Origin of the sequence: Dyadobacter subterraneus (genome assembly GCF_015221875.1) — a bacterium.
Classification (GTDB): Bacteria; Bacteroidota; Bacteroidia; order Cytophagales; family Spirosomataceae; genus Dyadobacter; species Dyadobacter subterraneus.
In genome coordinates, this window is record NZ_JACYGY010000001.1 from 3,786,746 (window position 1) to 3,809,717 (window position 22,972).

The 22,972-nt window shown below is 39.4% G+C and carries 30 protein-coding genes; 14 read left to right on the top strand and 16 right to left on the bottom strand.

Annotated elements, in window-relative coordinates:
• The first annotated feature begins 138 nt into the window (after positions 1-138).
• Together IEE83_RS15700 and IEE83_RS15705 are read left to right on the top strand one after the other, a co-directional pair.
• Complete coding sequence (locus IEE83_RS15700) at positions 139-1,674, top strand: sulfatase family protein (RefSeq protein WP_194121482.1); 1,536 nt, start codon at positions 139-141, stop codon at positions 1,672-1,674.
• A gap of 284 nt (positions 1,675-1,958) precedes the next feature.
• Positions 1,959-3,230, top strand: coding sequence for a YeiH family protein (locus tag IEE83_RS15705; protein ID WP_194121483.1), 1,272 nt, complete (start codon positions 1,959-1,961; stop codon positions 3,228-3,230).
• Positions 3,231-3,346: 116 nt separating this feature from the next.
• Here the strand turns inward: IEE83_RS15705 and IEE83_RS33285 are convergent, their stop codons facing one another.
• Entirely contained in the window at positions 3,347-3,478 is a 132-nt protein-coding gene (locus IEE83_RS33285; RefSeq protein ID WP_262893231.1) for a carboxymuconolactone decarboxylase family protein, read from the bottom strand.
• A 41-nt stretch (positions 3,479-3,519) separates the two neighbouring features.
• Here IEE83_RS33285 and IEE83_RS15710 point away from each other — a divergent pair, with 41 nt between their 5' ends.
• Together IEE83_RS15710 and IEE83_RS15715 are read left to right on the top strand one after the other, a co-directional pair.
• On the top strand, positions 3,520-3,918 hold the full coding sequence (locus IEE83_RS15710; protein WP_194121484.1) for an aminotransferase-like domain-containing protein: 399 nt from the start codon (positions 3,520-3,522) through the stop codon (positions 3,916-3,918).
• 85 nt (positions 3,919-4,003) lie between these two features.
• Entirely contained in the window at positions 4,004-4,444 is a 441-nt protein-coding gene (locus IEE83_RS15715; protein WP_194121485.1) for a GNAT family N-acetyltransferase, read from the top strand.
• A gap of 48 nt (positions 4,445-4,492) precedes the next feature.
• Here IEE83_RS15715 and IEE83_RS15720 read toward each other — a convergent pair whose 3' ends face one another.
• A complete protein-coding gene (locus IEE83_RS15720; protein WP_194121487.1) occupies positions 4,493-5,050 on the bottom strand; it encodes a hypothetical protein in 558 nt (185 codons plus the stop codon).
• 150 nt (positions 5,051-5,200) lie between these two features.
• On the opposite strand from IEE83_RS15720, the gene IEE83_RS15725 reads away from it, so the two are divergent.
• The 6 genes from IEE83_RS15725 (at position 5,201) to IEE83_RS15750 (ending at position 8,260) form a co-directional block, all read left to right on the top strand.
• Entirely contained in the window at positions 5,201-5,524 is a 324-nt protein-coding gene (locus IEE83_RS15725) for an ArsR/SmtB family transcription factor (protein ID WP_194121488.1), read from the top strand.
• Between the two features lie 6 nt (positions 5,525-5,530).
• Positions 5,531-5,998, top strand: a complete 468-nt coding sequence (locus tag IEE83_RS15730; protein ID WP_194121489.1) for an SRPBCC family protein — start codon at positions 5,531-5,533, stop codon at positions 5,996-5,998.
• A 6-nt stretch (positions 5,999-6,004) separates the two neighbouring features.
• Positions 6,005-6,382 (top strand): DoxX family protein, encoded by a 378-nt coding sequence (locus IEE83_RS15735; RefSeq protein ID WP_194121490.1) that lies wholly within the window; start codon positions 6,005-6,007, stop codon positions 6,380-6,382.
• Positions 6,383-6,484: 102 nt separating this feature from the next.
• Positions 6,485-7,063, top strand: a complete 579-nt coding sequence (locus IEE83_RS15740; RefSeq protein WP_194121491.1) for a YdeI/OmpD-associated family protein — start codon at positions 6,485-6,487, stop codon at positions 7,061-7,063.
• Between the two features lie 84 nt (positions 7,064-7,147).
• Positions 7,148-7,711 carry a DUF4256 domain-containing protein gene (locus IEE83_RS15745; protein WP_194121492.1) on the top strand — a complete coding sequence of 188 codons (564 nt, stop codon included), beginning with the start codon at positions 7,148-7,150 and terminating at the stop codon, positions 7,709-7,711.
• 99 nt (positions 7,712-7,810) lie between these two features.
• Positions 7,811-8,260, top strand: coding sequence for an SRPBCC family protein (locus IEE83_RS15750; protein ID WP_194121493.1), 450 nt, complete (start codon positions 7,811-7,813; stop codon positions 8,258-8,260).
• Between the two features lie 68 nt (positions 8,261-8,328).
• On the opposite strand, the gene IEE83_RS15755 is transcribed toward IEE83_RS15750, so the two are convergent.
• The 9 genes from IEE83_RS15755 to IEE83_RS15795 form a co-directional block, all read right to left on the bottom strand.
• Entirely contained in the window at positions 8,329-9,402 is a 1,074-nt protein-coding gene (locus IEE83_RS15755; RefSeq protein WP_194121494.1) for an NAD(P)H-dependent flavin oxidoreductase, read from the bottom strand.
• Positions 9,403-9,406: 4 nt separating this feature from the next.
• The gene (locus IEE83_RS15760) at positions 9,407-9,784 is read right to left on the bottom strand and encodes a nuclear transport factor 2 family protein (protein WP_194121495.1); all 378 of its coding nucleotides are present in this window, start codon (positions 9,782-9,784) and stop codon (positions 9,407-9,409) included.
• A gap of 66 nt (positions 9,785-9,850) precedes the next feature.
• Complete coding sequence (locus tag IEE83_RS15765; protein WP_194121496.1) at positions 9,851-10,597, bottom strand: SDR family NAD(P)-dependent oxidoreductase; 747 nt, start codon at positions 10,595-10,597, stop codon at positions 9,851-9,853.
• Positions 10,598-10,618: 21 nt separating this feature from the next.
• Positions 10,619-10,837 carry a tautomerase family protein gene (locus tag IEE83_RS15770; RefSeq protein ID WP_194121497.1) on the bottom strand — a complete coding sequence of 73 codons (219 nt, stop codon included), beginning with the start codon at positions 10,835-10,837 and terminating at the stop codon, positions 10,619-10,621.
• A 10-nt stretch (positions 10,838-10,847) separates the two neighbouring features.
• On the bottom strand, positions 10,848-11,378 hold the full coding sequence (locus tag IEE83_RS15775) for a YceI family protein (protein WP_194121498.1): 531 nt from the start codon (positions 11,376-11,378) through the stop codon (positions 10,848-10,850).
• A gap of 96 nt (positions 11,379-11,474) precedes the next feature.
• On the bottom strand, positions 11,475-12,053 hold the full coding sequence (locus IEE83_RS15780) for a Crp/Fnr family transcriptional regulator (RefSeq protein ID WP_194121499.1): 579 nt from the start codon (positions 12,051-12,053) through the stop codon (positions 11,475-11,477).
• Positions 12,054-12,683: 630 nt separating this feature from the next.
• Complete coding sequence (locus IEE83_RS15785) at positions 12,684-13,685, bottom strand: type I glyceraldehyde-3-phosphate dehydrogenase (protein ID WP_194121500.1); 1,002 nt, start codon at positions 13,683-13,685, stop codon at positions 12,684-12,686.
• 245 nt (positions 13,686-13,930) lie between these two features.
• Positions 13,931-14,569, bottom strand: a complete 639-nt coding sequence (locus IEE83_RS15790) for a class I SAM-dependent methyltransferase (RefSeq protein ID WP_194121501.1) — start codon at positions 14,567-14,569, stop codon at positions 13,931-13,933.
• Positions 14,570-14,642: 73 nt separating this feature from the next.
• Entirely contained in the window at positions 14,643-15,476 is an 834-nt protein-coding gene (locus tag IEE83_RS15795; protein ID WP_194121502.1) for an SDR family NAD(P)-dependent oxidoreductase, read from the bottom strand.
• 296 nt (positions 15,477-15,772) lie between these two features.
• On the opposite strand from IEE83_RS15795, the gene IEE83_RS15800 reads away from it, so the two are divergent.
• On the top strand, positions 15,773-16,504 hold the full coding sequence (locus IEE83_RS15800; RefSeq protein WP_194121503.1) for an SDR family oxidoreductase: 732 nt from the start codon (positions 15,773-15,775) through the stop codon (positions 16,502-16,504).
• Between the two features lie 54 nt (positions 16,505-16,558).
• On the opposite strand, the gene IEE83_RS15805 is transcribed toward IEE83_RS15800, so the two are convergent.
• The 4 genes from IEE83_RS15805 to IEE83_RS15820 form a co-directional block, all read right to left on the bottom strand.
• The gene (locus IEE83_RS15805) at positions 16,559-17,590 is read right to left on the bottom strand and encodes a phosphotransferase (protein WP_194121504.1); all 1,032 of its coding nucleotides are present in this window, start codon (positions 17,588-17,590) and stop codon (positions 16,559-16,561) included.
• Positions 17,591-17,601: 11 nt separating this feature from the next.
• Entirely contained in the window at positions 17,602-18,033 is a 432-nt protein-coding gene (locus tag IEE83_RS15810; protein WP_228101829.1) for a MarR family winged helix-turn-helix transcriptional regulator, read from the bottom strand.
• Positions 18,034-18,105: 72 nt separating this feature from the next.
• Positions 18,106-18,438 carry a YegP family protein gene (locus IEE83_RS15815; protein ID WP_194121505.1) on the bottom strand — a complete coding sequence of 111 codons (333 nt, stop codon included), beginning with the start codon at positions 18,436-18,438 and terminating at the stop codon, positions 18,106-18,108.
• Positions 18,439-18,513: 75 nt separating this feature from the next.
• Entirely contained in the window at positions 18,514-19,371 is an 858-nt protein-coding gene (locus IEE83_RS15820; protein WP_194121506.1) for a helix-turn-helix domain-containing protein, read from the bottom strand.
• A 166-nt stretch (positions 19,372-19,537) separates the two neighbouring features.
• Between IEE83_RS15820 and IEE83_RS15825 the strand changes: the two genes are divergently transcribed.
• Positions 19,538-20,425, top strand: coding sequence for an SDR family oxidoreductase (locus tag IEE83_RS15825; RefSeq protein ID WP_194121507.1), 888 nt, complete (start codon positions 19,538-19,540; stop codon positions 20,423-20,425).
• Between the two features lie 330 nt (positions 20,426-20,755).
• Here IEE83_RS15825 and IEE83_RS15830 read toward each other — a convergent pair whose 3' ends face one another.
• On the bottom strand, positions 20,756-21,220 hold the full coding sequence (locus IEE83_RS15830; RefSeq protein WP_194121508.1) for a peroxiredoxin: 465 nt from the start codon (positions 21,218-21,220) through the stop codon (positions 20,756-20,758).
• Between the two features lie 197 nt (positions 21,221-21,417).
• Here IEE83_RS15830 and IEE83_RS15835 point away from each other — a divergent pair, with 197 nt between their 5' ends.
• Together IEE83_RS15835 and IEE83_RS15840 are read left to right on the top strand one after the other, a co-directional pair.
• Entirely contained in the window at positions 21,418-22,137 is a 720-nt protein-coding gene (locus tag IEE83_RS15835; protein WP_194121509.1) for an SDR family oxidoreductase, read from the top strand.
• A 217-nt stretch (positions 22,138-22,354) separates the two neighbouring features.
• Entirely contained in the window at positions 22,355-22,888 is a 534-nt protein-coding gene (locus tag IEE83_RS15840) for a YceI family protein (RefSeq protein WP_194121510.1), read from the top strand.
• The last annotated feature ends 84 nt before the right edge of the window (positions 22,889-22,972 follow it).

The window sequence follows — 22,972 nt, forward strand, 5'->3', positions numbered from 1 at the left end:
GGGCGACCAAGCCTCTCAAAGTATGACCCAAAATGCGGGTTACACTAATAATTAGATTTATATTTTGAGAAGCTCTTATTAAATTACCACTTTTCAAACCACCTTTTATTTGCGTTTCGTTTTCCTAAATTTTTAAGAATGAAAAAATCCATTTTAGTTTTTGTCTGTCTGTTAACTATCTCATCTGGTATTTTCGCCCAGACAAAAGAGCGTCCCAATATTGTATTTATATTCTCTGATGACCACGCGTATCAGTCTATCGGAGCATATGGAAACAAATTGGCAAAAACGCCGAACATTGATCGTATTGCACATGAAGGCGCTTTGCTTAAAAATAACCTGGTTACCAATTCCATTTGCGGGCCAAGTCGCGCTACCTTATTGACTGGAAAATACAGTCATATCAACGGGTATAAAAACAACGACAGAACAAAATTCGATATCACTCAACAGCTTTTTCCTGATTTGCTTCAAAAAGGCGGATACCAGACGGCCTGGATTGGCAAGCTGCATTTGAACAGTCTTCCAACCGGTTTTGATTACTGGAATATTTTGCCCGGACAAGGAATTTATTACAATCCGCAATTTATCACAGCTCCCAATGACACCATCAGAAAAGAAGGTTATGTAGCCGATATTATTACAGAAAATTCACTGGACTGGATTAATAAACGCGATACCAAAAAACCATTTTTTCTTGTTGTAGGCCAAAAATCTGTGCACCGCGAATGGTATCCCGACTTACAGGATCTTGGCGCTTATGATGATATCAATTTCCCATTGCCCGAAACTTTTTACGACGATTATACGGGAAGAGCTGCTGCAAAAGATCAGGATATGAGCATTGAAAAAACGATGCGGCTAAAAGAAGATCTTAAAGTACATCTGGATTATGACAAGGTTCCTGGCTACAAGTTTTTTCCTGAAAGTAAAAAGAAAATTTTAAGGGATTATTATGATAAAATCACCAAAGAATTTGATGATAAAAAACTGACAGGCAAGGCGCTGACCGAATGGAAATATCAGCGTTATATCAAGGATTATCTTGCCACTGCAAACGGCCTTGACAGGAATATCGGAAAGATTCTCGACTACCTTGACAAGACTGGTTTATCAAAAAATACGGTTGTGATTTATGCTTCTGACCAGGGTTTTTATATGGGAGAGCATGGCTGGTTTGACAAGCGTTTTATATATGAAGAATCGCTGAAAACTCCTTTTGTGATCCGTTATCCCGGCGTTATCAAACCTGGCACAAAAGTGGATCAGCTGATTTCAAATATCGACTGGGCACCAACTGTGCTGGACCTGGCTGGTGCAAAAATCCCGGCAGAAATCCAGGGTAAATCTTTTCTTCCATTGTTGGAAAAAACTGCAACGGCAAATACCCCATGGCGTGATGCAGCGTATTATCACTATTACGAATTTCCTGAACCTCACCATGTTTCCCCGCACTTTGGTGTGAGAACCAAACGTTACAAACTTGTAAGATTCTATGGCGGCGTAAATACCTGGGAATTGTTTGATCTTGAAAAAGATCCGCACGAACTAAAAAATGTTTATGCAGAAAAATCTAACGAAGCGGTTGTGAAAAGTTTGAAACAACAGTTAAAAACCCTCATCGTTCAATACAAAGACGACGAAGCATTAAAACTTTTCAATGACGCTAACTAATCCCCCATTAGACTTTCATTAAGCGTGTAATTATGGATGGATTATAAATAACAAAAAGACCTGATCGAAAAAATGTCAGGTCTTTTTGTTCATATAAAAAATCAATCAATTCAAAATACAAAAATATTTTACTGCCCTATTGCCGTTTACTACCTCTTTTGACAAAAAATAACAAATATTTATTCTAAGAGATAGTGAATAAGATGTCAAGTTGGCCTTTCCGATGTAGTCACTTGTACATATCGTTTTTATAAATTTAATTTAGCAAAATTACTCAATCTCAAATGTCTGCTTCTACTGTTCCCGTTAAATCCAGACTACTTCTAACCGAAGACTGGACCGTCGTTGTGCTCGGCCTTGCGATCATTGCCATTTCACTATCCGGACTGGTGATTCCGGCACCTTCATTCGGGTGGAAAAACGGCAGCGATCTTTTTGAAAAAGTATTTAATGCAGAAAATGGCTGGATCATATTTCAGCAGTTCGTGTTTACTTATTTTTTCGCTATCGCCGGAACTGCCCTAACCGGTAAATCGCTCAAAGCAATTCTGCCCGGTTTCCCTGTTGTTTTTATACTGACTTTGGGAGCTTTGCTTCTTGCCGGCAATAAAACCCTGAAAGACCTGAATCTTGAAGCTGTAATTTTCAGTCTTGCCATCGGGCTTTTAATCGGGAATCTGGTTAATCTTCCGGCCTGGCTCCGCGCCTCTTTATCGACTGAATTATTTGTCAAAATCGGATTGGTACTGCTGGGTACCAGTGTAATTTTTGGTGATGTTTTAAAAGCCGGGTCACTTGGTCTTATTCAGGCACTGGTAGTCGTTTTATCAGTCTGGTATTTTGCTTTCTGGGTTTGCAAAAAATTGAAAGTGGATGACGAGCTGACCATGATGTTATCCTCCGCCGTATCCATCTGCGGGGTTTCCGCTGCCATTGCCACATCAGGCGCCATTGATGGTGACAGTAAAAAATTGTCTTATGTGATTTCGCTGGTTCTGATCACGGCAATTCCCATGATGCTTTTAATGCCCTATGCCGCAGACTATCTTGGCTTGTCTCCCCAGGTTACCGGAGCCTGGCTCGGTGGCACCATTGATACCAGCGGTGCAGTGGTTGCTGCCGGTACGCTTGCCGGCGAAGAAGCATTAAAGATCAGTACAATTGTCAAATTCTCTCAAAATGTACTTTTGGGTGTCGCCGCTTTCGCCATCAGTGTTTACTGGACTTATACCAAAAATGAATCTGAGACGGTTAAGCAAGCCAAGCCTTCTGCGTCTGTAATCTGGGAGCGTTTCCCCAAATTTATCCTGGGTTTTATGGCTGCTTCATTAATTTTTTCATTTGTATTAAACGCCGAAGCCATTGATAGCGTAAAAGGAAGTTTGAAAAGTTTGCAAGGATTGTGGTTTGCGCTTGCTTTCACAAGTATCGGACTGGAAACCAGACTTGCAGATTTATTAAATGCTGACAACCGCAAACCACTTTACGCATTTTTGATAGCGCAAACATTTAACATCTTTATCACACTGGCCATTGCCTATGTGTTGTTTGATTAAACCGTCTCGAAAAAACAAAATTTAATTTAAAAAAATGGCGGCAAGGAAAATTCCTCGCCGCCATTATATATTACAACAAACATTCAATTTTCTTTATCATTAACATTTCCCACATCTTATGCAGGAACTAATTGGGTTGTAATACCAATTCTGTTCCACACATTAATTGTGATAATGGCCATGATCACCTGCGCCAGATATGCTTCATCCAGCACTTTGGCCGCCTGCGCATAAGTTTCGTCCTTCACATGGTTGGCAATCAGGGTAACTTCTTCTGTGAGCGCTAATATTGCCTGTTCATCTGATAGACAGACAAGGTGATACTTTACTTGAAGAGGCTTTTGCAGTCATGTTTGATAATGGAGAAATGGACCGGCATTTTCGAAAATCTTTGAAGATGTATAAACAACGCAGAAATTTGTTTTGTGAAATATTAAAAACCGATTTTCATGATAAAATTGACTTTAAAGTTCCGGAAGGAGGATTTCCGGTTTGGGCAGATTTTGACAAAAAAATCGATTTAAATCTAATGTCTGAGGAAGCCTCCAGACAAGGACTTTATATTGGAAACGGCACTTTTAGTCAGAACGAATCTTTTGTTACCAATGCACTTCGAATGGGTTTTGCCTCACTGGAAGAAAAGGAAATGATAAATGCACTCGGTATTCTGAAAAAGGTAACAGGTTGATTTCCCTGGATCGTCCTTTATTTTAAAATTGGTATAATTTGGTAAAATGTCCCTGCTCTAATTTTGAGACAAACAAAAACAAATTATGGACAATACTTATCAAATAAAACAAATCGAGACAGATCTTGAAATCGAACAATGCTGGGAAGTTGCCTTTTTATTAAGGCCACATCTGGATAAAAACAAGTGGTTGCCAATGATTTCGGAAATGATGAAAAACGAAAAGTACATCATGGCCGGAATCCGGGAGCAGGATAAATTTGTCGCATTTGCCGGCTACCGCATTATGACTTCGCTGCACACTGGAAATATGATTTATATCGATGATCTCTGCACACTGGAATCTCACAGAGGTAAAGGATTTGCTTCTCAATTATTGAAATATATAGAAGCTGCCGCGCTTGCCGCTAACATGGACGCCCTGGTACTTGATACAAATTTCGATAACAATACGGCACAAAAGGTATATCTTAAAAATGGATTTGAACTTGTGGCAATACATCTCGCCAGTGATCTGAAAAAATGAAAGGGAAGAGGAATTTCCCTTTCATTTATCACATATTTCATTGTTATCTCATTTTATTCTTCGTAATGTTATAGGAATCTTGCTTTTATATTTCGGATCGCTGAAATCAGAATAGGCAGATCCTGTTTTACTTCTGTAAGTAAACATAAGCGTCAATTTGATTTCATCGCCGTCCCATATCCCGCCCGGTGCCGTATCAGATACATTAAAAGATTCACGTATCTGCTTTGACTCATCCAGCGGAATAAAATCGATACGCTCGATATCATGACCATCAGTTGATGCCAAACCACCTTTTATTCTGTCGCGCTCCGTTCCCAGCTTACTGGTAATTGTTGCATGTCCCTTGAAAGTATGTGCCTCGTCAAATTTTACGTCTTCGTAATGACCGCTCCCGCTTTCCTCCTCCGGCTCGTCAATTTCGACAGTCATATGTTTTGTAATGCCATTCGGATCACGGAATTCTCCCTCCCACTTTCCCAAAAGCACAGGCTGTTCGGGATCAGATGAATATGCCCAGGGACGATCATGCTTGTGCTCCCATTTAGTCCAGACATAAAACAAAACCAAAGCAACCAGAACCAGAAGCAGTTTACCTTTTTTCATAATATGATCATTTTGAGATATTTGACAATATCATTTTACTCCATCAGATTCTTTCCGCACCGAGTTTCAAAACAGAATATAAACAAAAATTTCAAAAAAATTTGCGTAGCTAAATAACTACATATATATTCGTAGTCAAATAACTACATAATGAATTTAAGACGAGACGTATTTCAAGCCATAGCCGACCCGACAAGACGTGCCATTCTGTTGTTGGTGGCTTCGCAAGCTATGACCGCAGGTGCCATTGCATCAAATTTTGATACGGCAAGACCAACCGTTTCAAAACATTTGCAGATACTCACCGAGTGCGAGTTGATTGCACAGGAGCAAAACGGAAGGGAAATTTATTATCATATCAACGCTAAAAAGATGAAGGAAGTAGCTGACTTTATTGAGCCTTTCCGTCAAATGTGGGATGACAGGTTTAACAAGCTGGAAAGTATTATGAAAAATTATAAACCCGAAAAATAGATTTGTATGGAAAGAAAAACAAAAGTCAATGCCGAAGAAGGCAAACAGGAGTTAGTGATTACCAGAGAGTTTGATCTTCCTGTTGAATTACTTTTTAAAGCATACGCGGAGCCTGAAATTGTGGAGCAATGGATGGGAACCAAAGTGCTGAAACTGGAAAATAAAAAGCACGGCGGTTACCAGTTCGAAACATCCGATGCACAGGGGAATGTGGTATTTCGTTCCAACGGAACAATTCACGAGTTTGCCCCGTACAAGAAAATCATACGAACATTCGAAATGGAAAATACGCCTTTCGATGTCCAGCTTGAATTTCTGGAATTTAAAAAACTTACTGATGAAACCAGCAAACTCATCATGCATGTCGTATATCGGTCTGTTGCGCTAAGAGATCAAATGCTGCGACTACCTTTTGCCCAAGGTATCAATATGGCACACAACCGGTTACAGGAAGCAGTCAACAAATTAAAATAAGATATCATGATAAAAAGAAATAAAATTATCTACTGGATTGCCACACTTTGGCTTTCTCTGGGAATGGTTTCAACCGGAATTGTACAGATCATAAAAATGAAAGAAGAGGTCGACATGATGACTCATCTGGGATATCCGCTTTACTTTTTGACCATACTAGGGGTTTGGAAAATACTTGGGGTCGTTGCCGTGCTTGTTCCGAAATTTCCTGTGGTGAAGGAATGGGCGTACGCAGGTTTCTTTTTCGCTATGTCGGGTGCTGTGTTTTCCCATTTAGCCGTTGGAGATGGTGCCAAAGAATTTTCCGGACCTGTATTACTATTGATTCTGACTGTATTATCTTGGTATTTCAGATCTTACCGTACAGCTCAGGTCATGCAGTAACTGATATTCTGCTCCGATACTTTTGCACCGTTTTGAATTAATGAGATGTCGTGCGGGCAAGCGTAAGCAGTTATATTTTCTTTTGATTAACCTGTGACCAAAATGAATCCAAAAGTTGATTTTTACTTCGATAAAACCGGACAGTGGGATAAAGAAATCGTGAAATTGCGAGCCATCGTTCTTGATTGCGGGCTTACCGAAGAATTGAAATGGGGCTGTCCATGTTACACATTTCAAAAAGGTAATATTGTTTTAATACATGTCTTTAAGGAATATTGTGCGCTGTTGTTTTTCAAAGGTGCTTTGTTGCAGGACACGCATGGAATATTGATCCAGCAAAGCGAAAATGTGCAGGCAGCGCGTCAGATTCGTTTCACTAATTTGAAGGAAATAACTGATCAGGAATCCATTGTAAAAACCCACATTTACGAAGCCATGGAGGTGGAAAAAGCAGGGTTAAAAGTTGAATTAAAAAAGCCGTCTGATTTTGTTGTAGCGGAAGAATTCCAAAATAAACTGGACGAAAAACCAGCCCTTAAAACCGCTTTTGAAAAGTTAACACCCGGGCGTCAAAGAGCTTATCTTCTTCATTTTTCCCAACCCAAACAATCAAAAACCCGTGAAGCAAGGGTGGAAAAAAGTATTCCGAAGATTTTGGATGGGAAGGGGTTGGATGATTAGTTATTACAAATCATATATAGTTAAGAATCTCCTACGGTCATCAGGGCAGCAATAATAATCAAAGATAAAAACAGCACTCACAAAATGAATCCTAAAAAAGAACTATCCAAGGAACAGAGCCAAGACCTTCTCCAAACTTTAAAAACCCGTTTTGAGAAAAATATGGGGCGCCATAAAGGTATTGAGTGGACTGATCTACAAAAGAAACTGGAAGCAAATCCCGGAAAACTTTGGTCGCTGAATGAAATGGAATTTACTGGCGGAGAGCCTGATGTTGTTGGTTTTGACCAAAAATCAGGTGAATATATTTTTAACGATTGTTCACCTGAAAGTCCGAAAGATCGCAGAAGCTTGTGTTATGACCGGGACGCCTGGGAAGCCAGAAAAGCAAATAAACCGGAAAACACTGCCATGGATGTGGCAGCCAAAATGGGTATTGAACTTTTGACAGAAGAACAATATCATGAATTGCAGCAACTCGGCAATTTCGATCTTAAAACATCAAGCTGGCTGAAAACAACGTCCGAGATGAGAAAATTAGGCGGAGCTATTTTTGGTGATCGTCGTTTTGGAAGAGTTTTCATTTATCATAACGGCGCCGATTCTTATTACGCCGCCAGAGGATTTCGCGGTTTATTGAGAGTATGACATTTCTGAAACAGATGATGAGAAATTAAATAAATCAGACTTTAACTATTGTTCAGGTGGGCGTAAACTCACTTTTGTTTTTTATTAATTTTGTAAAAAATGGAAAAAACTGAAAACCGTGAATTACGAATCAGCCATATTTTCAAGGCTCCTGTTGACCTTATGTGGAAGCTCTGGACAAATCCCGAACACATCGCAAACTGGTGGGGACCGAATGGATTTACCAACACGATTCACAAAATGGACGTTCAGGAAGGCGGAGAATGGAAGTTGACGATGCACGGACCCGATGGAACAAATTTTCCAAACAGGAGTATTTTCAAAGAAATTATTCCATTAAAGAAAATCGTTTTTGAGCATTTTAACCCGCATTTTATTACCACCATTCTATTTGAAACTGAAAATCTGCAAACACGACTTCACTGGACAATGTTATTTGATAAGGAGGAAATGTATGATATCATAGTCAAGGCGCATAAAGCCGATGAAGGACAGAGACAAAATATTGAAAGACTTGAAAAATATCTTTCTGAAATAGTTGGGGAATAAATGATAACAAACGGCTTTGAAACAATTTTCCGACGATACAAAAGTGAAATTTGAAGTGATTTATTAATTTACCGATTAAAAATCTGCTCTGTTTCCGCGATGAGACTTCGCATTAATTCATCCGCTTTGGTATGTTTCAAATTAACAGCATTTTGACCCGACCAGAAGTTGATCATATCTGTTTTTCCCTGCGCTATTGCAGCTTCTCTGAGTGGTCCGATTAAACGTGTTTGCAAAGGAAAAGGCAGCACAGCATTTTCATATTTTACCTCTTCCGAAATCCGGTTGCGGATCATTCTCCCCATTCTGCCTGTCAACGATTTGGAAAGTACTGTGTATTTCGCTTCATCAGAGAATAACCTGGCTTTATGAACAGGTGTTGCGTTGGATTCGTCCGTTACCAAAAATGCAGTTCCAAGCTGTACTGCATCGGCGCCCAGGGTCAAGGCAGCGGCAATTCCTTTTCCATCCGCAATTCCACCTGCTGCAATCACCGGTTTTTTAATTTTACCTTTTAATTGCTGAATAAGGGAAAACAAGCCTGTAAGAGATTCAGAAGCAGGTTTTAAAAATGAAGAACGATGCCCGCCAGCCTCAAATCCGGCTGCGACGATGGCGTCAACATCTGCTTCCTCCAATGCCAGAGCTTCATCCAGCGTTGTCGCTGCGCCAACTGTTTTGATACCCAGTCTGCGGCATTCATCCAGAATTTCTTTTGACGGAATCCCAAAGATGAAACTGAAAACTTTTGGCTTTATTTCAAATATGACTTCAACCTGTTTTAGAAATTTGGAAGGGATATTGGGATCAAGATCCGGCAACGGAATACCAAGCTCATCAAAGTAAGGTTTGAAAAGTGTCGTAACTTTTTGAAGACTTTCAACCGGATAATCCGCTAAACTCGCATCGACATCCTCAACCCAGAGATTGATATTATAAGGCTTATCGGTCTGGGTTTTTATGATTTTATTGGTTTGCAGTATCTGTTCAGGCGTGAGTGTATAAGCGCCAAGGCTTCCAAGTCCGCCTGCATTTGAAACGGCCGATAAAAGTTCAGGCGTTGAAAATCCACCACCCATTGGCCCTAATAAAACAGGGTATTTGATGCCTAACAGTTCTGTGATTCTGGTTTGGTTCCACATAGCTTTACAGGTTCACATTGGTTAATAATTTGTTGACAATAACCCACTGCCCTCCGACCTTACTAAGGCTGAGAAGGTCATAATAATTAAATTCAAACATAGGAAGATGTACCTTAGCAACCGCAATTGCATTGATAATTTCTATCGATAATATTTCCATTCTGAACGTTTCTCCCAGAGTGTGAGGACTTTTTCTGTTTTTCACACCATTCAGATATTGTTCCAGTGTTTTGAAATATTCCTGCCCGTTAATGTCCCCGCTAACCAATGCCTGTGGATGAAAAATATGTTCTAACAGCGTTACATCTCCATTAAAAACACCTCTAAAATAATCGGATAAAACGGCTGAAATGGCCGTTGCATTATCGTTATAAGTATTCATTTTTACTCGGATTTAGTTATGCTTAGGGATAAAAAAATCCCCAAGCATAAAAGTGAATATTCTGTATTAAGCAATATGATGACCTGAGACGTGTCCCCCATCCAGATTGATTATTTCACCGGTAACAAAGTTGCTTTCTGCCAGATAAAGTGCCAGTTCCGCAACATCCTTCGTATCACCAATTCGATTAAGCAAGTGCAGACCTGCAAGACTGTCGGCATTACTTATGCCAGTTTTCGCCTGTAAAGGACTTCTGATAATACCCGGTGCAATGCCATTGACAAGGATATTATTTTTTCCAAATTCAGCAGCCAGCTGTCTGGTCAAAGCATGAATTCCGCCTTTGCTGGAAATTGGAGCCGTAGCCGGAAAACCTCCAATGGCGTGATCAACCAAAACAGTTCCGATGTTGATAATGGAACCCTCGCCTTGCTTAAGCATTTGTCTGATTGCGGCCTGACTGGTAAAAAACGTCCCTTTTAGATTGATACTTAAAAACCGGTCGAGATAAGTTTCATCCACTTCTAAAAATCCCTTTGGTTCGAAAATTCCCGCATTATTTACCAGCACGTCCACCGATCCAAAATGACTAACAGCCGCATCAATAAGCTGCTGACCGGTTGACGTTTTACTAATGTCACCAGCGACTTTTACAAGCCGGTCGTGGTGACCTAACTCACTAAACGTTGCATTTAAATTATCCTCGTTTGCAGCGTTTATCACAACGTTATATCCTTTTTCCAAAAATAAACCAGCGATTGCTTTACCAATACCGGTTGAAGCGCCTGTTACAATTATTGTTTGTGTTTTCATGATCTTTCTACTTAAAATGCCCTACTGCTTTTTAGCTGTTATTCCTTTTTCACGCAGCACAGATACCTGCTCTCCTGCATAACCCCAATCGTCCAGCTCAATTTCCTGAATCACCACATGTGTTAATTTTGGATCTTTATCCAGTACTTCTGTGATCAAATCAGTAACTCCTGCAATTAGTTTTTGCTTTTGCTCGCGGGTAACACCTTCACGGGTTACGTCTATTTTTATGTATGGCATGGCTTTGTGATTAAAGAGTGGCAACTAATTTTACATCCAGTTCAAACTCATTATAGATCAGCGTATCTCCCAGATTGGTGACGAAATTTCCGGAGCGGAATTTCATTTCGTATTTCGTGCGGTCTACAATGATTTTACCAGATGCAGTAATTTTGCCATCCGTAATATTTACAACAGCCCGAAAAACGACTGGGTGAGTGATTCCTTTAATGGTTAAATTTCCAGTAATCTGATAATTCGTCTCGCTGATAAATGCTGAATCAGTTACAGCGAAAAATGCCTCGGGAAAATTTTCTGTGGCGAAGAAATCTTCTGAGAAAAGATGGTCGGCAAACTGTGTGTTCGTTGCAGAATCTGTGACGTCCAGTATGATGATCGACCTGGTATCAATTACAAAATGTCCACCGCTCAGCTTTCCGTCTGTCAGATCAAGCGTTCCTTCTTTTATGGCGATTGTGCCATTATGCGCTCCGGTTACTTTTTTTCCAGTCCAGTCAATGCTGCTTTCAGCGCTTACAACTTCAAATTTTTTAGTTTCCATTTTCTTTTATGTTATCAATTGTTAAATAATTTGATAGCACAAAGGACCGCAGGAAAATGGAGGCCATTACGTGATGTAGATCACATTCGGCGGGTGTTATTTGTGGGAATTATAAAGTCGGCTAAGCGTTTCCCGGGACACGCCCAGATAAGCCGCTATCAGATGTTTTGGTACCAGATTGTAAAGGTGCGGATACAAAGCCAGCAGTTCTTCATAGCGTGCGCGGGTATCATTATTCATAAAAGACAATAACCTTTTTTGTGAGGCCAGATAGCCTTTATTTGTCCGCCAGCGAAAAAAATGCTCAGCCTGATGCAGTTCATTACAAATTTTTTCCCGGTCCTGATTGGAGAGACAAAGTACCTCCGAATCCGAAATACAATCAACATTGATGGTCGCTTTTGTCTGATTATACAACGCGCCATAATCCGAAGTCCACCAGGTTGGCATGGCAAACTGGAGAATATACATTTTTACTTCATCGTTTATAAAAAATGCCTTTAAACAACCTGAAACCACGAAATATTCATGATCCACTTTTTGTCCCTGACTGATGATTACCTGGCCTTTTTTATAGGATTGAGGTTTGAAAAAAGAAAAAAGATATTCGAACTGCTCGTCTGTCAGGGTTGCTGTTTTGGCGATGTGTTGTTTTAATATTTCCTTCGCTTCCATACGTCTGATCTGTTAGAGCATGTTCTGATTTTCATGAAGCCGAAATTATTGATTTTTGTTTAATTTATGTTGAATTTGTGTCAAAACCAGTTGTCCCAGAAAGGTCCGGAAGTAGAGATTTCTCTAAACAGCATTTGATATTATTTAGCCAAAATATTGATTACCCGCCTTGACTAAAAAACTATGAAACAATTAATTTTCATTTTTCTCATCATAGCAATCTCACTTTCCTGCAAAAAAGATAAAATAGAAGATCCTGAATTGGAGCTCTGATAATTTTTGAGAAACGTAATGATGGTATCACAGTAATCATAACGGCCAGTGTCTGTAACCTGGATAGCTCCCTGGTTGCAAGTCCGGATCAGAAGATTCCCGATTATCTGGTAAACGGAAATATAAAAACGAAATGTGTTTTTCCTCATGGATTCTGGACGGGTCCAGAATCTTTTGAAATTACACACATTGAAAAATTAAAATAACTACTCTTCAAAAATAAAACTGAGGTATAATCTGAAAACATTTCTGACTTTTAAATACAATTATGCCATCTCACTATCTCCTGAAACTGCCTGAACTAAATCGATGGCAATTTTGGGAATAATGGGATGGCATAAATATTATCGATCTGACTTAAATTTTTTGTGATATAAATTGCGCTACTTCGGCAAGTCTGCAAGTGAATCCCCACTCGTTGTCATACCAGGCAGCGATTGAAAGTAGTTCGCCCTGTTTTACGGTAAGCGGTAAATCAATGATCGATGAATGCGGATCGCCAACAATGCGTGCGGAGGTCCATTCTTCTTCCAATACATCAAGTACTCCTTTTAATGAGCCTTCGGTTGCGGCTTTACGGAAAGCTTCGTTAACCTGTTCAGCCGTACATTCTTTCTCTGTTACCAGGTTAAGTTCTGCAATACTTCCCGTGCGGGTCGGAACGCGGTATGCCTTTCCGGTGATTTGCAAGTCCTTCCAGATGAATTGAAGTGCCCGCGCCGCCCCGGATGCAGAAGGGATAATATTTTCTGCTGCCGCCCATGAATCACGACGATCTTTCATTGGCTGATCGGTCAGTGATTGCGTATTCGTATAGGAATGAACGGTTGAGAACAAACCATATTTGATACCGAAATTGTCAAGAATAACTTTCACTGCGGCCGCAAGAGCGTTGGTTGTACAACTGCCCATGCTGATGATTTTGTGATTTGACGGATCAAAAGTATCCAGATTAATACCTTTTAAAAGAACTGCGTCACAATCTTGCAGCGATTTGCTTGCTGCACTGATCAATACATATTTCGCGCCGCGGTCTATATGCGCCTGAGCACCAGCTCTTGTGGTGGCCCGGCCTGTGCAATCTACTACAATGTCCACGCCAAGTGCTTTCCAGTCAGGAACTTCCGCTTTGGAATTTACATATTTAATTCTTTTGTCGCCAATCAAAAGATCATCTCCTTCATGTGAAACTTTCTCGCCAAACCTTCCATAATTTGTATCTACGCTGAAAAGCGAGGCCAGAATCCCGACGTCATGAATATCGGAAACAGAAACAGGAACAAAAAGTTTGTTTTCAAGAGCGATGCGGAGGAATTGGCGGCCGATGCGGCCAAAGCCATACAGTGCAATGTTTGCCATAATGTTGGTTTATTGTTTCAAATTAAATCATTCACTTAATAAAAAAAGCTCAAATATTATGCCATCAGTATGTTTAATTCATGATTTTACCCATTGGCGACCAGTGTGTCAAATTGCTTTTATCACTTTTGGACAGGGCAATTACCCTAAATCACTTGACGCTATCACAATCGGTCGGGCTATTACGGATCAGGAAAAATAAGACATGATTAAGAGAGGAGCGTCGGACCTCTCTTAATCATATTTTATTTTTTTCGCCCGACAAATCTGATCACTGAGCCTTTGCCATTGTGAAAAATTCCTTCATTCAATTGAATCTCCGTCTCTGTTAATTCAATAATCTCATAATTTGCAAAATCAGATTTTATTTCTTCCATTGAGAACAAACTTTCAATGTCTTTCGGTCCCCCCACTTTTGGGTTTGCCGCGATATAGTCAATGTGTTTTTTGCTGAAAGCTTCAAAAATAATGCTTCCTCCTTGTTTCAGATATTTGTCAAATGTTTTGTGGTAAAGGGATTTAATGTCGGCCGGAAAGTGCGCATAAATTAGTGCAATTACATCAAAGTATCCGGTTTCAAGATTTAGATTTTGCAGCTCCCCAACCTGATAATCAATATTTACTTCATTTTTTTCGGCCAGTTTGAGTGCCTTGTTTTTACCTTCAATGCTAATATCAAATGCTGAAACTGCCCAACCGGATTTAGCAGCGAAAACTGCATTTCGTCCTTCACCTTCTGCCGGGAAAAGTATTTTCCCAACGGGTAATTTGACTAATTGTTCATTTAAATAATTGTTTGGCGTTTCGCCATATGCAAATTCCTCATTACTATATCTGTCGTTCCACCGGGAAGTCCAGACGTCATTTTCATTTAATTCACTCATTTTTTAAGCTTCTAATTTATTTTTCAAAACCTTCCGCCTACGGTACTTAGTTTTACTTCAACCAGAATAATGATCAGTCAAAATCTGTCGATAAAGTTAAATCTTTCCACGCCTGAAATTCTTCCATTTCTTTAGCCCGATGTTCTTTGAGTAGTTCATAGGCATCCGGACCTAATAACAGGCGCAATGGCGCATTTTCCAAAGCTACAATTTCTGTAAGAATTTTTACCAACTTGGCAGGATCTCCGGTTTGTTGTCCGCTGAATTGGGTCCACATTTCTTCCGCCTTATCCAGACCATAAACAGGAATTTTATTTTTTGCATAAGTAATAGAGCCCTTATTCATGAAATTGGTTCTGAACTGCCCGGGCGCAACTACCGTCACTTTAATTCCAAAAGGCTGAACTTCCTGAGCCAGCGCTTCGGAAAGTCCGATTACAGCAAACTTGGCCGCGTTATAACTTGCCGCATTGGCAAAACCTACATAACCTGCAATGGAAGAAATATTGATAATGTGCCCGGATTTTTGTCCCCTCAAATGCGGCATGACGTGTCGGATTACATTTGCGGTTGCGAAAAAATTGACATCCAAAGTTTGTCTGAATTCTTCGTTTGTCATTTCCTCCATGCTGCCTACCAAAGAATAACCTGCATTATTAACGATGACGTCTAATTTTCCAAATTTGTCGATACTTTGCTGAATAGCATTTTTGACTTCTGAATCCGAAGTAATATCTACCTTCAATGGCAAAAAATTATTCTGATGTTCCGTAATAGAAGTTTTAAAATCTTCAATGTTTCTTGAAGTAGCGACTACCTTATGACCTTGGGATAATGCTAATTTGGTCAGCGCCAGCCCGATTCCTTTCGACGCTCCTGTAATAAACCATACTTGTTGGCTGCTCATAATTTTGTTGATTTAAGTAGGCAACAAAAGTCGACAGATCAGAAAATAAAAAAGTGTCCAAATCTCGTATTGTTGTATCCAATATGGGTTGCTCGTTGCTGTCATTGCTGAGGGATTCGTGCAAAATCCTTCGTTTCGAACGGATGATAATTGATAGCAGAATCCACTATCGCTAATTCATAAGTATATGTTTGATTGGCATAATTTAATACCTGGGGCAGAATCTAAATTTGTACTGTTGGAATTGGTAAGTTTTTCCAGCATTATAAAAAATGAAATGTCAAAAAAAATCAGAAATGGAAAATATTGAGAATAAAGTAATTGTCATTACCGGAGCAAGCAGCGGAATAGGCGCAGCAACCGCACGCAAACTAATTAAACTTGGAGCAAAAGTAGTTCTGGCAGCCAGAAGAGAGCATCAGTTAAAACTTTTGGTAGAAGAATTGGGCGAAAATGCGATGTCAGTGACAACGGACGTAAGCAAACGTCCGGACCTGGATAATCTTGTAAAGAAAACCATAGACAGATTTGGGAAGATTGATGTTTTTTGGAATAATGCAGGTATCATGCCGATTTCCTTTTTTGATGAGGGAAAAGTTGAGGAATGGGACCGAATGATTGATATCAATATTAAAGGCGTTTTGTACGGAATCAATGCAGTTTTGCCGCACATGCTTGAAAGAGGCGAAGGCCATATTCTTGCAACTTCGTCTGTTGGAGGCATTAAAACTACTCCTGGCATTGGTGTGTACAGCGGTACCAAGTTTGCAGTAAAAGCAATCATGGAAACCCTGCGGGAAGAAGTTGCTCAAACTATAAAGGTAACCACCATATTTCCGGGTGCAACGCAGTCAGAATTAGGTCATGATATTACTAGTCCAAAAATAAAAGCAGCTTTCGGAAATTTACAAAACATGCCAAAAATGGAAGAAGATGCTATTTCTAACGCTGTTATATATGCTATCAGTCAACCAGGAAATATCACTGTAAACGAAATCGTATTAAGACCACTCGGACAGACTAGGTAATTCGGCAACGAAATTTCCAGATTTTTCAGCTTGATAAGAAAAAATGTTCGGTAGTTAACCAGCCTGTTCCATATCTTTTAGCGATTTATTGAATCGCGGAGATTGCATTTTTTTCAATGCTTCGTTTATCATTGCTTTTCCATAAATCAACTGACCTTCATACGATGATAATTGCATAGTACCTGCACGCATCCGCTCGCCTATCTCTTTTAGATCGGGAACCTGCATGTCAGCGTTATGCTCCTCTCCGGCTGGTTTCAATTTATCCGCCAGTTTAAACATCAGTGCGGCATATATAATCCGGCAAGTTTGTCGCATCAAAAAAAATCTGGCTTTTTTATATTCATCCGGAGCGGAACCAAAGTAATTTTCCAGGAAAAGTCTTTCATCTTCATCCGTATGCACGAAAAAATTTGCGACGATGGCAAGGTCAACATAACGGTCACTTTGAGACGCCATGTCCCAATCTATAACCCAGATTTTTTCTCCATCACTGGTAATGTTACTTGGATTTAAATCATTATGACTGGAAACATTATCACCTTCATGCCAGGGATAATGTTTCCGGATCATATCAAAATAATGCAAACTTTCGTTCACTTCCGGCCCTGCCAGCATTCCTGAATTTCTAAAATTGGTAACAAGTGTATCAACTGTCAGCAGTAAATTATTTTCCTTTTCAAAAAGTGGCATTTGATGTATTTGCCTGATCGTTTTTGCAAGCTCAGGCAACAATGAATCCGGTGAATTAAAAACGGCACGTAAAGGCACGTTCGTGATAAATGCTGTGATGGATATCCCTTCCCTCCTATCAATATAAAAAATAGCCGGCGCCACACCAGCCTGAGAAGCAATTTCCAGACAATTGAATGAATTGTCATCTAAAACCGGACTTTCATCCATAGCGATTTTTAAAATATAACTCTGGTCATCCATGGCAATCTTGAAAACCAGGGAACCGGAAAGTCCGCCTTTAAGCGGAGTAACGTCAGTAAGATTTATATCACCAAATGTTTCCAGCAATGCCATTTCTACTGCTTTCAATTTTGCAGCTGGTATTGTTGTTGGTAAAAATGAAGTTTCCATCAGTCTCTGTTTCAATTAATATTGCCTCCTAATTGTATCAGTAATTCGGCCAACGCCACGTTATTTATTAATTTTTCAGCAGGTATTATCTCGGCTGCCAATGCATTAGCGGTTTCGCTTGCTTCATTAAACAGCTGTTTTCCCGCTTCCGTTAGTAATACATAGCTTACCCGCGCATCCCTCTCGTTAAGTTCCCTGCTCACAAGTCCGATTTTTTCCAAAGGCAAAAGTATCCTGGTTATACCCGAGGCAGTTATTCCCGCTTTTTCTGCCAGATCGATACGGCGCATACTTTGTCCGGCCGACTGGTTTAAGAAGTACAAAATCATAAAATCCGTAAACCCTATTCCATGCATATTCAAACGATCAAAACGCCGTGAAACAATGGCTTGGATTTTCGCCAGATTCATCAAAACCGTGAGCGAATTATTAATGTTTGACATGTGCTTGACTAATCAATGATTTTACAAGTATATAAAATTTGATTGTTGTAATCAAACTCCCGGCATCCATCATCAACAGAAATCCTGAACAACTGCTTTTTCCAAACCGCTTTTAATCATTTCGATGCTATTTTCTCTTGCGCTTTCAATCGTATAATGTTCGCCTTTACCAATCACGCTTCCATCAGCTGCTTTTACCACGAAAATGTAATTTAGATAACTGCTTGTTCTTTCGTAGAAATCATCATTCTCCGCATTCTCACGGATATATTTTATGGCATCCAGGCATTTTTGTTTAGAAGAAAATCCTTCACCGGAGAGAATTAACCGGGAATTTCCGGTTGCCTTTAAAAGATAATAATACTGGTTTTTTGTGTTGCTTTTAAAGACCTGAAAATTCGCCATTACGGGTAAGTTAAGCTGAGAAATGGCGCTAGTTAACTTAATATTCCCGTATTATCACAATTACAGAATTCCTTTTCAGAGGTAAAATTTACCTTCCCGGCTCACACAAAACTCCTTCCCGACAATTTCCCTGACAAACTTATGCGGCGTTGTACCCAGATAATGATGAAAATCTTTAATCAGATGACTTTGGTCGTGATAGCCAAATTCTTCGATTAGTCCATACCAATCAACCTCCTGATTTTCAAGATTTAAAATACTGTTTATCACTTTTTTAAAACGTAAAAACCGGAGCAGTTCCTTTGGCGAATAACCCAGGTATTTTTTAAAACGCAGCTGAATGGTCCGTTCAGAAAGATCCGAATCCATGGCTATGGCACGTACAGGCTGAATTGACGTATTTTGGAAATAATCCATTCCTTTTAACAACGGAGACGAGGCGGGATCAGGATCCTGAAAAAAATTGCGTCCGTATTCTTTCAGTAATTTTATTTTTTCTTCCAATAAAGGCAGATTAGCCAACAACTCCCAGAGGGCGTGAAAACCTTCAATCTGTAATAATTCATCCGGATCAATCAGATCATTCTCCCCTATTTCGTCCATCGGAAGCTGCATTAATCTGTAAAAACCTTGCGGATTAAAAACCACTACGATCAGATTTGTTTCAGGCAGCAATTCATATTTAAGCATTTTCCTCAGCGGCCCGATCACCGCAACTTTATCCATTTGCAAACCTGTAAATGGATCGTCAGCAAAAGAAAAGTTTAACGCTTTTCCAAAATTAAAAACCAGCATCATTTCCAGATTTGGAGATAAATGCTGGGATGTAGTTTGAAAATCCACAGGAGTCCGAATGCAGTATATGTGCTTAACCACCTCATTCAGTGGCGCTTCTACATCAATATGAATTCCGTAAGGTTCTGGCTTTTTCAATTTCAGACTGCTTTGTGTATGAATTTTTAAAATAACGGACAGTGAAAGTAAGAAATAATTAGCTTGAAGACTTTCCAAAAAACCGGATTTCGTTTTCTTACAATTTCCAGTTGAAACGCTGTGATACTTTTGACATATAAATCATTTATCATCTAAATTAAAAAACATGTCACAATCCACATCAGCCAGTATTCTTATCACAGGCGCCACAGGAAATATCGGAAAAGAGCTCACAAAACATTTAGCTTCAAAAGGAATTCCGTTCAGGGCGATGGTACGTTCGATGGATAACTTGCAAGATTTTGAAGGCTTAAATTTCTCCGGTGCAGAAGTTATTTCAGGAGATTTTAACAATCCAGAATCGTTGCAAAATGCGTTAAAAGGAATAGAAAAGGCATTTTTACTGACAAATTCCTCCGAACAGGCTGAACAGCAACAAGCCACGTTTGTCAATTTAGCCGCCGATGCCCGTGTAAAACACATTGTAAAACTTTCGCAGTGGGCTGCGGATATTAATTCTCCCGTCCGCTTTTTGAGATACCATGCTGTCATTGAAAATCTGATCAAAGAATCCGGAATGGCTTACACATTTTTAAGACCAAATTTATTTATGCAGGGACTTCTGGGTTTTCGTGAAACCATCATCAAACAAAATCAGTTTTTCGGAGCAATAGGTAATGCAAAAATCAGCATTGTCGATACCCGCGATATCGCAGCTGTGGCCGGAGAAGTTTTATCTTCGCCTGGTCATGAAGGTAAAATCTACAATCTTACCGGACCTGAATCGCTGACGCATCATGAAATGGCGGAAAAACTTTCAGCCACGCTTGGCCGAAAAATTGAGTTTATTGATATCACCCCAAAAGCTTTAAAACAAACACTTTTACATGTTGGCTTTCCTGAATGGCAAGCCGAAGGACTGGTTGAAGATTATGCACATTACAAACTTGGCGAAGCTTCGGAAGTGAAGTTTGGCGTCCGGGAAGCCATTGGAAACGAAGCAAAAAGTTTTGATTATTTTGTAAAAGATTATGCTTCTATGTTTTCAGCCTGATACCGATTTCAATTACTCATAAAACCGGAATTTTGACGCAATGAAATCAGACAGGCAAGCCATTAAATGAATTCCAAAATTTAGGTTTTGTACCCAAAAAAACACCTACTTTGAGTTCAAGGTAGGTGTTATGCATTACACTCAACGTTTTGTATTCCTTTTTCCAGAAGAAAGAATAAAGGAACTGTGCTTAAATACAATAATGTATATTAGAACGGGGGCAAAAGTACGTAAGCAATTCTTCAAAATAAGTAGTATTAATAACTTTTATTTGTAGAATGTTTTCTACTGTTAAACTTTTTAAATATTTTTTAGGATTTAATTCTGTAATTAAAAATTCGTTGAATTTAAAAATTCCAAAACTTTCTCGGAATGCTCATTTCCGTTCAAAAACCCACGGAATTTAAAAGCGATTTCTCCATTTAAATCTACTACGAAGCTTTCCCGCCCGGTGAGGAAAAGCACATTTTTAATACCAAAAGATTTAAGCACTTGATTATCCGGATCACTTAGTAATGTAAATGGCAAACGGTGATGTGTTTGGAATTTCTTGTGACTTTCAATTGACCCGGAATTTATTCCGACAACTATGGCACCTGCATCCTGATAATCGGCATAACTGTCGCGGAAAGCACAAGCTTCTTTTGTACAGATTGCACTTTCATCTTTTGGATAAAAGTAAATAACCATCTTTTTCTTACCTAAATAATCGGCACTCGAAAAAGTATTTCCATCCTGGTCTTTAAGAACAAAAGCAGGTACCAAATTTCCTGTTGTAAGGGTTTCGTTTTTCATGATCTTGTTTTTTAGTATTTGTTTATTTGTGATGAGGCAAAACTCCGCAGAATCCGGATCAATAAATTTCACCTATGTTAAAATCGTTTGAATGAAATTAATTTCTTCTCCGGTTGCTTTTTACCATTTGTTAAGTGTAAGCCCACGTCTTTCCGGCACCTTTGATCCGTCAAAATTCAATAAAAAACGATAAGAAAATGGACTTAAATGGAAAACGGATCGTGCTGCTGGGAGGCACTTCCGGATTGGGTTTCGCTACGGCACAGGCCGCTGCAAAAGAAGGAGCAAAAGTTGTTGTCGCATCCAGCAGAGGATCCAGTGTTGACAATGCATTGTTGCAATTGCCATCAGATGCAGAAGGTTATATGCTGGATCTTTCAAGCGAAAAAGCGATTATTTCATTTTTTAACAGCATTGGAGAATTCGATCACCTCGTTTACACCGCGGGGGAAGCGATACAGCTGATAAATCTGGATGATTTGGAAATTGACAATGCACGAAATTATTTCAATCTGAGATATTGGGGCGCTGTTATGGCTGTAAAATATGGAAGCAAATTCATTAAACCAGGTGGTTCCATTGTTCTTACAGGGGGCATTGCCAGTTTACGTCCCGGCGCAGGCTGGTCATTGGGCGCCAGTATTTGTGGTGCAATGGAAGGACTTACCAGGGCCTTTGCCGTCGAGCTTTCTCCTATACGGGTTAATGCAGTTTCACCGGGGGTAGTCAAAACAAATTTATGGACAAGCATACCGGAAGACGACCGTGAGTCGATGTATGAAAATATTGGAAACTCATTGCTTGTTAAACGGGTTGGCGAGAGTGATGACCTTGCAAAGGCTTACCTTTTTCTGATGAAAGAAGAATTTATATCAGGACAGGTAATTGTTGTTGACGGAGGCGCCGTTCTGGTTTAAAACCAGAATTAGCAATTCAACGTAGCAAATTCCTAATTAACATTTCAATAAATGGTTACATTTCACTTTTTCATGAAATGTAACCATTTGTTAATTTAATAAGTAATGATAGCTGGCATATATACATCTTTAACCTTTGATTAGCCATTTATTAAAGTATTTCCAAAACTGATATTTGTGAGGGTAACTTTTTAACTATCCTACAATTATTTCTATCATGGCCACAACTAAATGGATTGCCGACCCCGAAACAAGCGAGGTACTTTTCAATGCTTCCCATTTGCTTCTTGATAATGTTACAGGATATTTCAGAAAGATAAAACTGGAAGTAGCAACCGAGGATGACGATTTTACGAGATTTTATGGAATCGTTTTCACCGCTGATATCAATTCACTGGACACAGCAGATCAACAGAGAGATGAATTCTTGAAATCAAATATTTTCTTTGACGAAGAGCAATTCGGACAACTCAAATTTGTTGGTAAAAAATATGAAAACCAACAGGACGAAGATAAACTCTGTGGCAGCCTAACGATCAGAAATGTTACCAAACCCATTTCACTTCAAATAGAATTTAGCGGCAAAATTGTCGAACCTGACGGAAATACAAAAGTCGGTTTTTCTGCTCAGGGCAAAATAAGCAGGAAAGACTACGATTTAACTTGTCACTCGATTTCTGAATTAAGAATTTTGGCCATTGGAGATGAAATAAGGTTCAATGCAGAAATTCAGCTGATTAAAATTCTTTAATCTGGTTTTGGAATATTGACCAAAACAAAGAAAAAGTATTTTAAAAGGTCGGTAACCTGGTTTTTTACCAAATTCTGTTAAACT

Excerpts from the sequence above, each read along its gene's own strand:
- IEE83_RS15700 (WP_194121482.1), top strand. The coding sequence starts at position 139 with ATGAAAAAATCCATTTTAGTTTTTGTCTGTCTGTTAACTATCTCATCT.
- IEE83_RS15705 (WP_194121483.1), top strand. The coding sequence starts at position 1,959 with ATGTCTGCTTCTACTGTTCCCGTTAAATCCAGACTACTTCTAACCGAA.
- IEE83_RS15715 (WP_194121485.1), top strand. The coding sequence starts at position 4,004 with ATGGACAATACTTATCAAATAAAACAAATCGAGACAGATCTTGAAATC.
- IEE83_RS15720 (WP_194121487.1), bottom strand. The coding sequence starts at position 5,050 with ATGAAAAAAGGTAAACTGCTTCTGGTTCTGGTTGCTTTGGTTTTGTTT.
- IEE83_RS15725 (WP_194121488.1), top strand. The coding sequence starts at position 5,201 with ATGAATTTAAGACGAGACGTATTTCAAGCCATAGCCGACCCGACAAGA.
- IEE83_RS15730 (WP_194121489.1), top strand. The coding sequence starts at position 5,531 with ATGGAAAGAAAAACAAAAGTCAATGCCGAAGAAGGCAAACAGGAGTTA.
- IEE83_RS15735 (WP_194121490.1), top strand. The coding sequence starts at position 6,005 with ATGATAAAAAGAAATAAAATTATCTACTGGATTGCCACACTTTGGCTT.
- IEE83_RS15740 (WP_194121491.1), top strand. The coding sequence starts at position 6,485 with ATGAATCCAAAAGTTGATTTTTACTTCGATAAAACCGGACAGTGGGAT.
- IEE83_RS15745 (WP_194121492.1), top strand. The coding sequence starts at position 7,148 with ATGAATCCTAAAAAAGAACTATCCAAGGAACAGAGCCAAGACCTTCTC.
- IEE83_RS15750 (WP_194121493.1), top strand. The coding sequence starts at position 7,811 with ATGGAAAAAACTGAAAACCGTGAATTACGAATCAGCCATATTTTCAAG.
- IEE83_RS15755 (WP_194121494.1), bottom strand. The coding sequence starts at position 9,402 with ATGTGGAACCAAACCAGAATCACAGAACTGTTAGGCATCAAATACCCT.
- IEE83_RS15760 (WP_194121495.1), bottom strand. The coding sequence starts at position 9,784 with ATGAATACTTATAACGATAATGCAACGGCCATTTCAGCCGTTTTATCC.
- IEE83_RS15765 (WP_194121496.1), bottom strand. The coding sequence starts at position 10,597 with ATGAAAACACAAACAATAATTGTAACAGGCGCTTCAACCGGTATTGGT.
- IEE83_RS15770 (WP_194121497.1), bottom strand. The coding sequence starts at position 10,837 with ATGCCATACATAAAAATAGACGTAACCCGTGAAGGTGTTACCCGCGAG.
- IEE83_RS15775 (WP_194121498.1), bottom strand. The coding sequence starts at position 11,378 with ATGGAAACTAAAAAATTTGAAGTTGTAAGCGCTGAAAGCAGCATTGAC.
- IEE83_RS15780 (WP_194121499.1), bottom strand. The coding sequence starts at position 12,053 with ATGGAAGCGAAGGAAATATTAAAACAACACATCGCCAAAACAGCAACC.
- IEE83_RS15785 (WP_194121500.1), bottom strand. The coding sequence starts at position 13,685 with ATGGCAAACATTGCACTGTATGGCTTTGGCCGCATCGGCCGCCAATTC.
- IEE83_RS15790 (WP_194121501.1), bottom strand. The coding sequence starts at position 14,569 with ATGAGTGAATTAAATGAAAATGACGTCTGGACTTCCCGGTGGAACGAC.
- IEE83_RS15795 (WP_194121502.1), bottom strand. The coding sequence starts at position 15,476 with ATGAGCAGCCAACAAGTATGGTTTATTACAGGAGCGTCGAAAGGAATC.
- IEE83_RS15800 (WP_194121503.1), top strand. The coding sequence starts at position 15,773 with ATGGAAAATATTGAGAATAAAGTAATTGTCATTACCGGAGCAAGCAGC.
- IEE83_RS15805 (WP_194121504.1), bottom strand. The coding sequence starts at position 17,590 with ATGGAAACTTCATTTTTACCAACAACAATACCAGCTGCAAAATTGAAA.
- IEE83_RS15810 (WP_228101829.1), bottom strand. The coding sequence starts at position 18,033 with ATGTCAAACATTAATAATTCGCTCACGGTTTTGATGAATCTGGCGAAA.
- IEE83_RS15815 (WP_194121505.1), bottom strand. The coding sequence starts at position 18,438 with ATGGCGAATTTTCAGGTCTTTAAAAGCAACACAAAAAACCAGTATTAT.
- IEE83_RS15825 (WP_194121507.1), top strand. The coding sequence starts at position 19,538 with ATGTCACAATCCACATCAGCCAGTATTCTTATCACAGGCGCCACAGGA.
- IEE83_RS15830 (WP_194121508.1), bottom strand. The coding sequence starts at position 21,220 with ATGAAAAACGAAACCCTTACAACAGGAAATTTGGTACCTGCTTTTGTT.
- IEE83_RS15835 (WP_194121509.1), top strand. The coding sequence starts at position 21,418 with ATGGACTTAAATGGAAAACGGATCGTGCTGCTGGGAGGCACTTCCGGA.
- IEE83_RS15840 (WP_194121510.1), top strand. The coding sequence starts at position 22,355 with ATGGCCACAACTAAATGGATTGCCGACCCCGAAACAAGCGAGGTACTT.